The 9,126-nt window shown below is 69.1% G+C and carries 8 protein-coding genes; 5 read left to right on the top strand and 3 right to left on the bottom strand.

Annotation, left to right across the window (positions count from 1 at the left end):
* Window positions 1-2,261, bottom strand: a 2,261-nt coding sequence (locus tag CVO76_RS01885) for a S8 family peptidase (protein ID WP_208740484.1), incomplete at its 3' end; no start/stop codon positions are given.
* Between the two features lie 220 nt (window positions 2,262-2,481).
* On the opposite strand from CVO76_RS01885, the gene CVO76_RS01880 reads away from it, so the two are divergent.
* Window positions 2,482-3,369: a 3-methyladenine DNA glycosylase gene (locus CVO76_RS01880; RefSeq protein ID WP_208740483.1), complete on the top strand. Its 888-nt coding sequence runs from the start codon at window positions 2,482-2,484 to the stop codon at window positions 3,367-3,369.
* A 45-nt stretch (window positions 3,370-3,414) separates the two neighbouring features.
* On the opposite strand, the gene CVO76_RS01875 is transcribed toward CVO76_RS01880, so the two are convergent.
* Entirely contained in the window at window positions 3,415-4,164 is a 750-nt protein-coding gene (locus tag CVO76_RS01875) for a hypothetical protein (protein WP_208740482.1), read from the bottom strand.
* Between the two features lie 168 nt (window positions 4,165-4,332).
* Between CVO76_RS01875 and CVO76_RS01870 the strand changes: the two genes are divergently transcribed.
* The 4 genes from CVO76_RS01870 (at window position 4,333) to purL (ending at window position 8,543) form a co-directional block, all read left to right on the top strand.
* Window positions 4,333-4,923, top strand: a complete 591-nt coding sequence (locus CVO76_RS01870) for an SSI family serine proteinase inhibitor (protein ID WP_208740481.1) — start codon at window positions 4,333-4,335, stop codon at window positions 4,921-4,923.
* A 277-nt stretch (window positions 4,924-5,200) separates the two neighbouring features.
* The gene (gene purS / locus CVO76_RS01865) at window positions 5,201-5,461 is read left to right on the top strand and encodes a phosphoribosylformylglycinamidine synthase subunit PurS (RefSeq protein ID WP_133080315.1); all 261 of its coding nucleotides are present in this window, start codon (window positions 5,201-5,203) and stop codon (window positions 5,459-5,461) included.
* Window positions 5,458-6,255 (top strand): phosphoribosylformylglycinamidine synthase subunit PurQ, encoded by a 798-nt coding sequence (gene purQ / locus CVO76_RS01860; protein ID WP_432206118.1) that lies wholly within the window; start codon window positions 5,458-5,460, stop codon window positions 6,253-6,255. Before purS ends, purQ begins: the two co-directional genes overlap by 4 nt.
* Window positions 6,256-6,269: 14 nt before the next feature.
* Window positions 6,270-8,543: a phosphoribosylformylglycinamidine synthase subunit PurL gene (gene purL, locus CVO76_RS01855; RefSeq protein WP_432206148.1), complete on the top strand. Its 2,274-nt coding sequence runs from the start codon at window positions 6,270-6,272 to the stop codon at window positions 8,541-8,543.
* A gap of 118 nt (window positions 8,544-8,661) precedes the next feature.
* Here the strand turns inward: purL and CVO76_RS01850 are convergent.
* A partial coding sequence (locus CVO76_RS01850) for a class F sortase (RefSeq protein ID WP_208740479.1) occupies window positions 8,662-9,126 on the bottom strand: 465 nt, incomplete at its 5' end.

Raw genomic sequence — 9,126 nt, 5'->3', positions numbered from 1 at the left:
TTTCCCGCCTCCGCCGCACCGGTGACGGTCCGGGTCACCTCGATCCGTCCGGTCAGGTTTCCGAGGGCGAAGGACGGCACGTTGGTGTTCCTCGCCTCGACGGGTTCGAGCCCCTTGATCTTGAGGTCCACGCCCGTGCCCTGGATGAAGCCGAGGTAGTCCTCGACGTCCTGGTCGTAGACCAGGCCCGGGCTGAGGACGGTGGCGGGGTCGATGTGGCCTGCGCCGACCGCGAGGACGTCGGTCTCGACGCCGCCGGTGGCGGTCTTCAGCGGGTACGCCGTGGTCATCATGGCGGACTTCACGGTTGCCGGGGACCAGGCGGGGTTCTTCGCGAGGACCAGCGCGGCGAGGCCTGCCACGTGCGGCGACGCCATGGACGTGCCGGAGAGGAAGCCGAACTGCGCGCCGTTCGAGCCGACGGTGGAGACGCCCGCGAGGACGGCGACGCCGGGAGCCGTGACATCCGGCTTCAGGAGGTCGGAATCGGTGGCGAGCAGCGGACCGCGCGAGGAGAAGCCTGCGACCTGGGGTGCGGGCGGCAGCGGCTTGCCCGTGGTGTCGGTGGCCTTCAGGGCGACGGTGATCGACGGGTTCGCAGCGACCTTCGCCTTGAGCTCGAGGGCCTCGGGAGCGTTGACGTGCACCGTCGGCACGGAGTGCTGGTCGGTGTCCGTCGACGAGTCGACGAGGTTCACGAGGATCATGCCCACACCGCCGGCACGTGCGACCTCGGCGCTCTTGGCTGCCCGGTCGACGACACCGCGGTCACAGACCACGATCTTGCCGGCGACCTTCGCGGGGTCGAGCGTGCCGGGTCCGCACAGGTTCGATGCCGCAGCGCCTGCAGCGGCGGCGTTCGCCGCGAGGACGACCGGGCTGGCCGGAACACCCGTGCGCATGATGGACGCACCGCGGTACTTGGTGCCGTCGGAGAACTCCGCCGTACCCTGCAGTTCGTAGCTGAACGTGCTGGCGGCCACCGTGGTCATCCAGGGAGCGCCGTGGTTGACGGTGCTCGCCGTGGGACCGGAGTTGCCGGCCGAGGCCGCGACGAAGATGCCCGCGGAGGTCGCCGAGAGGAAGGCGAGGGACACGGGGTCCGTCGTCGTCGTCGCGCTGCCCGAGATCGAGAAGTTGAGGACGTCCACGCCGTCGAGGATGGCCTGGTTGATGGCCGCGATCGCTGCGGAGTTGTAGCAACCGCCCGTGTCGGGATCCGTGTCCTCCCAGCAGACCTTGTAGACCGAGACCTTCGCGGCCGGCGCGACGCCCGAGGAGATTCCGAAGTTCCGCCCGTCGACGGTCTGGGTCACGCCGGCGTTGCCTGCAGCGGTGCTCGCCGTGTGCGTGCCGTGGTTGTCGATGTCCACGGGGGAGATGACCTCCTGCGGTGCGCGGTCGGCCTCGGCGACGCTGTCGAGGAAGGCATCGGCGAAGTAGCGGGCCGAGAGGACCTTCGAGTTGCAGAGGCTGCCGTCGAAGTCCTCGCCCACCTGGCAGTCGCCGACGAAGGTGCTGCCGTCGGCCTTGAGCATGGCGATCTCGCCCTTGGCATTGAGGTAGGGTTCGCCGACCTTGGGCTTCGAGTTGCCCTTGAGCGGCTTCACCGTGCTGCCTGCGAAGAAGGGGTTGTCGGGGGCGTAGCCGGTGTCGATCACGCCGACGACGGTGCCGGCGCCGGCGTTCTTCTCGCCGCCGAACTGGCCCTTCCAGGTGCCCTTCTTCCCACTCAGGCCGAGGAAGTCGATGCTCGAGTAGTCGGGAGCGCTCTCGACATCCGGAGCGACGAGGAGTACGTCGTCGCTCTTGGCGAGCTCGACCGCCTGGTCGGCGCTGAGATCCGCGGCGAAGCCGTTGATGGCAGCCGTGTAGGTGCGCTTGATCTCGACGTTCTCCTCGGCGGCAACCTCCTGCTGCTTGCCCTCGAGGAACTGCGAGTACTGCTGGACGTTCGCGGCGGCGGCGTCCAGCTTCTTGCCCTTCTCGGGCTTGGTCGGCGCGATCCCGTCGACACCACCCTCGTACGTGGCGATCGGCTTGTCGGCGAGCACGACGATGTACTTGCCGTCCGGGTACTGCGCCGGGTCCAGCTCCTTGGCCGGTGCCTTCTGGGGCGTCACCGAGGTGGCCGGCACCGGAGCCGCGAAGGCGGCAGGCGCCACGGCGGTCGACGTCACCAGCAGCGGCAGACCCAGAACGATAGCCGTGGCAGCGCGCAGGGTACTGCGCCCCTGCCCGGCTTTTCTCCGTTGTGTCATAGGAAGGTAGTGCCTCTCGTGAAAGTGCGGGCCGGCCATGGCCGTTCCCCCTGTGCCGTGGCTCTCCTGGATAGGATTTCCGAGTTGTGACAGCAGTCACAGCCGCCACGGCGAGCACAAACTTACCTCAGGCAACACAGCCCCACCAGCCGACTCAGCCCGCGTCATCCAGAATTTACACAGGATATTTACCATTTCCGGTCGGGGTGATAATGGATCCATGCATGCCGATCTCCTGCCCCGCCTCACCGAGGCCGACTGGCAGGATCGCGAGAGGCGCCACAGGCAACGCGTGACGCGCTTCGCCGAGCCCTATCTGGACCGGCGGTCACGCGGCGCCAAGCATCCCGTCGAGGACTTCCTCTTCACCTACTACAACCAGAAGCCGGGCCGGCTCCTACGCTGGCATCCCGGAGCCGGCGTCGTGCTGGAAGGCGCGGAGGCCGCCGGGCGCGGCGGCTGGAAGTACTACACGGCGCACGACGACGGCGTCCGGGTGGACGTCCGGACCTTCATCGAGGAGCGGCGCGACGCCGTCGAGTTCGCCCGGCTGATCCTTGCCCGGACGGCCGCACGGCCGGCGCAGTTCGGTTGCTTCGGGCTCCACGAATGGGCGATGGCCTACCGCTCGGGGGTCTACGGCGTGCGCCACGAGTACCTCGACCTGCGCCTCGGTGCGGCAGGGACGGACGACGTCGTCGAATCGGCGCGTATCCGCTGCACGCACTTCGACGCCTTCCGCTTCTACACGCCGCAGGCCGTCCCCCTCAACGAGTACGCGCCGACGAGGGAGACGCAGCGGGACCTGGAGCAGCCGGGCTGCCTCCACGCCAACATGGACCTCTACAAGTGGGCGTACAAGCTGACCCCCCTGCTGCCGAGCGAGATCGTGATGGATTGCTTCGAACTCTCCTGGCGCATCCGGGCGATGGACATGCAGGCTTCCCCCTACGACCTCTCGGACTGGGGCTACCGGCCGATCCCGATCGAGACGACCGAGGGCAAGGCCGAGTACGTCCGCCTGCAGCGCGGTTTCGCCCACGAGTCCCAGGCGCTCCGGGAACGGCTCTCGGAAAGCCTGGAGCGGGCGCTCGACTCCTGGGCCTGAGCCGGTTCGACGGCACGGGCCGCCGCCCCTGGCCCGGGTCCTGCATCACTCGGTTCCTCGGAAGCAGTCCTTCAGCCAGGTCTCTGCGTCGCCGGTCGTCGTGAAGTGCCTGGTCGGGTAGGGCGGATCGTGTTGCTGTTTGTAGTACGCGGTGATGATGGGATCCCCGGCTTCCGTTCCGACGACAGCCAGGGCCGCGATGTCCAGCCCGGAGGCAAGGATGCGCAATGCATCCTCCGTCAGCGAGATCAGGTGGTTGAGATGGATGAGCATCGGCGGGCAGACGGACGGACTGAGCTGGGTGACCCGGCTGACCACGGCTGATGCGACAGTGTCGTCGACATCCGTGTCGGCCTCACATTCGAGCCACAGCACCTCCCCCCGCATCTCCGCCGTGAACGGCTCGGGCCGGGCGGCGACGCCACCCACGCCCGTGTCCCCCGTCAGCCAGGCGATCGCGTCGGATTCATCCGTGAAGTACCTGCTGGGCGTCGCGGACCGGTAATTGAACGCCGTGAGCACCCTGCCCACCTCGTCGACACCCACGACGGCGGTGCGCGCGGAACAGGTGTCATCCATCAGCAACTGCTTCGCTTCCGCCGTGATCCGCTCCACCAGCCCGATGTGCACCAGCAGGGGCCGCTTGCCACCGGGAGAAGCGGCGGTGACCGCGGCGATCGTCGAGCGGACGTCCTCCGCCTGCATCGTGACGCCGGGCGCCCAGCGCAGGCACAGGAGATCGCCGTCGTCACTGAGGGTGTAGCGAGGAATGGACACCTCGTCCGGGCCCGCCATCGGCACCTCCGCTTACTCGTCGGCACGGCATCAATGCCATCGTCGCCTCCCGACCGTGCACTTTCAACAGCGCGTCCGCACCGAAGTTCTCCCCGCGCGGCGTCGGGAGCGTCAGGAACGAATGCTGCGCCACCCGTTAAGCTGGGAGACCAGCCGAAGGGGACACCGATGACACCTCCCGCCCTGCTGCCGGCAGCAGGACCGCACCGGGCGGTCGTGCGCCTGGCGATCGCCCTCGCAGCCCTCGTCCTCACCGTCTCCGCCTGCGCGCAGGGCGGACCGGCGACCGAACCCACCGAGCAGGAGAGCACCATGCAGTCCTCCACCCCCGACCCCTCGGAGGCGCTGTCCGGGACCCCGGCACCGACGTCGGGCGGCCCCGCTCCCACCGCGACGGGTACCGCCCCTGGGTCGTCGGCCGTCGCCGCGCTGCTCACCGTCACCCTCCAGCAGGACGCCGCTGCCGAACCCGTGCAGTACGTCCTCGAATGCGTCGACGGCGCTCCCGGGCCCGCCTCGACGCTTCCTGGCGCCGAGGCCGCCTGCGCGGCCCTCGCCCGGCTCGGCTCGACATTCTTCACGGCCCGGCCCAGCAAGGACATCATCTGCACGCAGCAGTACGGCGGGCCGCAGACGGCGAGCATCAGCGGTGAGATCGACGGCACGCCCGTTCTGGCGGCGTTCTCCCTGACCGACGGCTGCGAGATCTCCCGGTGGAACAAGGCGCAGGACATCCTCGGGGCACCGGGGGCGCAGTAAGGGCTACCGGGTGCCGCTCCTCCCACTGATCGACCGCGCCCGGTGGGCATGTTCGATCCTGCCCACCGGCCGGAGCCGATCAGTGGGACGGACGTCGACAGCGCTGCCGGAAGCGGACACGACGCCGGACTGGCCCGCACCGAATCCCCGGTAGACTTGCAGGGCAAGCTCGCGGAGCGCCGGTGTCAACCCAGATACGGCGTGAGACGGCACTTCCGGGCTACTGCATTCAATGCTGGACCCCCAGCACTCGCCGCTCACGCACAGGAGTTGCCGGATGCCCCGGATTGTTGTCGACGTCATGCCCAAGCCCGAGATCCTCGACCCGCAGGGTAAGGCGATCGCCGGAGCGCTCCCCCGGATCGGCCTCACCGGTTTCGCCGGGGTCCGCCAGGGCAAGCGTTTCGAGCTGACCGTGGACGGCGACGTCACGGAAGAGGTCCTCGAGCAGGCCCGCCACGCCGCCGCCACGCTGCTGTCCAACCCCGTCATCGAGGATGTCACGCGCGTGGAGGTCCTCGAGGAGGACGCGCAGTGAGCGCCCCGAACACCGGGACGCCCCTCATCGGCGGACCCCAGCCGGTTGCCTCGAACAACGAGGACAGCCCCCTGAACGGCGTGAAGGTCGGCGTCGTCACGTTCCCCGGGTCGCTCGACGACCGCGACGCCGTCCGTGCCGTCCGGCTCGCCGGCGGCAGCGCCATCCACCTGTGGCACGGCGACCACGACCTACAGGACGTCGACGCCGTGATCATCCCCGGCGGCTTCTCCTACGGCGACTACCTGCGGGCGGGCGCCATCTCGCGCTTCGCCCCGCTCATGGAGCAGATCACCGCCGCGGCGTCGGGTGGGGAGAACGCCCTCCCCGTGCTCGGCATCTGCAACGGTTTCCAGGTCCTCACCGAAGCACACCTGCTGCCCGGCTCGATGATCAAGAACAACGACCTGCACTTCATCTGCCGTGACCAGCGCCTGCGCGTCGAGAACAACGGCACCTTCTGGACCTCCGACTACGGGCAGGGCGAGGAGATCGTCATCCCGCTCAAGAACCAGGACGGCCAGTTCGTCGCGGACAACTACACGCTCGACGAGCTCGAGGGCGAGGGCCGCGTGGTCTTCCGCTACGTCGACGGCAACCCGAACGGCTCACGCCGCGACATCGCCGGCATCTCGAATGCCGCGGGTAACGTCGTCGGGCTCATGCCGCACCCCGAGCACGCGGTGGAGGCCGGCTTCGGCCCCGACTCCTCGGCACGCGGGAACGTCGATGTCCGCGGCGGCACCGACGGACTCGGCATCTTCACCTCGGTACTCAAGAAACTGGTGGGCTAGTGACCGCAGAGACAATGTCCAAGAAGTTCAACATCGACACGGTCGCGAACGCCGAGGCGACCCCCGGCCAGGCGCTGCCGTGGGCCGAACTCGGTCTCAAGGAGAACGAGTACCAGCGCGTCGAGGAGATCCTCGGCCGCCGCCCCACCGGTGCCGAACTCGCCATGTACTCCGTGATGTGGAGCGAGCACTGCTCCTACAAGTCCTCGAAGGTGCATCTGCGCCAGTTCGGCGAGAAGGTCACCGAGGCCATGAAGGAGCACCTGCTCGTCGGGATCGGCGAGAACGCCGGCGTCGTCGACATCGGGGACGGCTGGGCCGTGACGTTCAAGGTGGAGAGCCACAACCATCCCTCCTTCGTGGAGCCCTACCAGGGCGCGGCCACCGGCGTCGGCGGGATCGTGCGCGACATCATCTCGATGGGCGCCCGCCCGGTCGCCGTCATGGACCCGCTGCGCTTCGGAGCGATCGACCACCCCGACACCGCACGCCTCGTGCACGGGATCGTCGCGGGCATCGGCGGCTACGGCAACTCCCTCGGCCTGCCGAACATCGGCGGCGAGGTGGTCTTCGACTCCGTCTACCAGGGCAACCCGCTGGTCAACGCCCTCGCGGTCGGCGTCCTGCGGCACGAGGACATCCGCCTCGCCAACGCATCCGGCGCCGGCAACAAGGTGGTCCTCTTCGGCGCCCGCACCGGCGGCGACGGGATCGGCGGCGCGTCCGTGCTGGCCTCGGAGTCCTTCGACGACGCCAAGCCGTCCAAGCGCCCCGCGGTCCAGGTGGGTGATCCGTTCGCCGAGAAGGTCCTCATCGAGTGCTGCCTCGAGCTGTTCAAGGCCTCCGTGGTGGAGGGCATCCAGGACCTCGGTGCCGCCGGCATCTCCTGTGCGACGTCGGAGCTGGCGTCCAACGGCGACGGCGGCATGCACGTCGAGCTCACCAACGTGCTGCTGCGCGACCCGTCCCTGACGCCCGGCGAGATCCTCATGTCGGAGTCGCAGGAGCGCATGATGGCGGTGGTCACGCCCGAGAACATGGCGGCCTTCGAGGCCATCATGGACAAGTGGTCCGTGGAGTACTCCTGGCTCGGCGAGGTCACCGACACGGGGCGCCTCATCATCGAGTGGGACGGCGAGAAGATCGTCGACGTCGACCCCCGCACCGTGGCCCACGAGGGACCGGTCTACGAGCGCCCCTACCACCGTCCCGAGTGGCTCGACGGCGTCCAGGCGGACGCCTTCGCGGCCGAGCGGCCCGCCGACCTGCGCGAGGCCGTCCTCGAACTCATGGCATCGCCGAACATGTGCGCGAAGAACTGGGTGACCGACCAGTACGACCGCTACGTGCAGGGCAACACGGCGCTGGCCATGCCCGACGACGCCGGAGTGGTCCGGGTCGACGAGGAGACGGGCCTCGGCATCGCGATCTCGACGGACGCCAACGGCCGCTACTCCTACCTCAACCCCTACGAGGGCGCGCGCCTGGCCCTCGCCGAGGCCTACCGCAACGTGGCGACGTCGGGCGCCCAGCCCCTCGCGGTCACCGACTGCCTGAACTTCGGCTCCCCCGAGGACCCCGAGGTCATGTGGCAGTTCGCGGAGACCGTGCGCGGTCTCGCGGACGCCTGCAAGGAGCTCGGCGTGCCCGTGACCGGCGGCAACGTCTCGCTGTACAACCAGACCGGAGGCGTGGCGATCCACCCCACCCCGGTGGTCGGCGTGCTGGGCGTGTTCGACGACGTCGCACGGCGCACGCCGTCCGGCTGGCGTGAGGACGGCCAGGCCATCTACCTGCTGGGGACGACGGCGGACGAGCTGGACGGTTCCGAATGGGCCAACCTGCGCGGGCACCTCGGCGGGCAGCCGCCGGCCCTGGACCTCGCCGCGGAGCGGACCCTCGCCGCGATCCTGGTCAACTGCTCGCGCGACGGCATGATCGACGCCGCGCACGACCTCTCCGAGGGCGGGCTTGCGGCCGGTCTGAGCGACATGGCGCTGCGCTTCGGTGTGGGCGCGCGCATCGGCATCGACGAGCTGTGCGAGCGCGACGGCATCGACGCGTTCACGGCACTGTTCAGCGAGAGCCAGGCGCGGGCCGTCGTCAGTGTCCCCCGCTCGGAGGAGGTGCGCTTCAACGACATGTGCACCGCACGGAACTTCCCTACCCTCCGCATCGGCGTGGTGGACACGGAGAACCAGGCGCTCGACGTGCAGGGCTACTTCACTCTGCCGCTCGACCAGCTCCGCGAGGCGCACGAGGGCACGCTTCCCAGGCACTTCGGCTAGTACCGGACCCGGACCGACAGGAGGCCGCCACCCCACCGGGTGGCGGCCTCCTGCGTCTACCCGACGGTCACAGCTGCCGCCCGTCGCTCACTCGAGCCCACCAGACCGATAAGACCGGTCAGGCGGCCTTCGGCATCGCCGTGACCACGACGTTCTTGCCCCAGGGGTCCTCGGTGTAGCAGCTGATGAGCACCACGCGGTTGGGCACGATGTTCCAGATGTCGCTGTCCTTCAGCGTGTCCTTGTCGTGGGTGATCACCGAGTCGACCACGTAGGTGATGTCCCCCGTCCCGGTGGTGAGGACGAACTCGCTGCCCACCAGGGCTTCGTCACTCAACCGGTTGAAGGGGGCGTCCTTGCCGTCCCAGCTGTGCCCGGCGATGTACGTGGTGTTGTTCGAGCCGGCTCCCGGCACGCCGTAGGACGTGAGCCAGTAGGCGTCGACGGTGAGCGGCGGCACGAGGGTCTGTGCCGCGAGGTCCGCATCACTGGGGGTGAGCGGAAGGACGGCCATGTCCATGTCCGCTGCGGGGAAGGAGAGCGCGGTGGGCTGCGACGCCGCGGGCCCGAGGTCGGCGGGAGC

This window comes from Arthrobacter agilis (genome assembly GCF_002953615.1).
In the GTDB taxonomy this organism is placed as follows: domain Bacteria; phylum Actinomycetota; class Actinomycetes; order Actinomycetales; family Micrococcaceae; genus Arthrobacter_D; species Arthrobacter_D agilis_B.
Note: the sequence above shows the minus strand (reverse complement) of the source record. Positions and strands in the feature narration are given on the sequence as shown.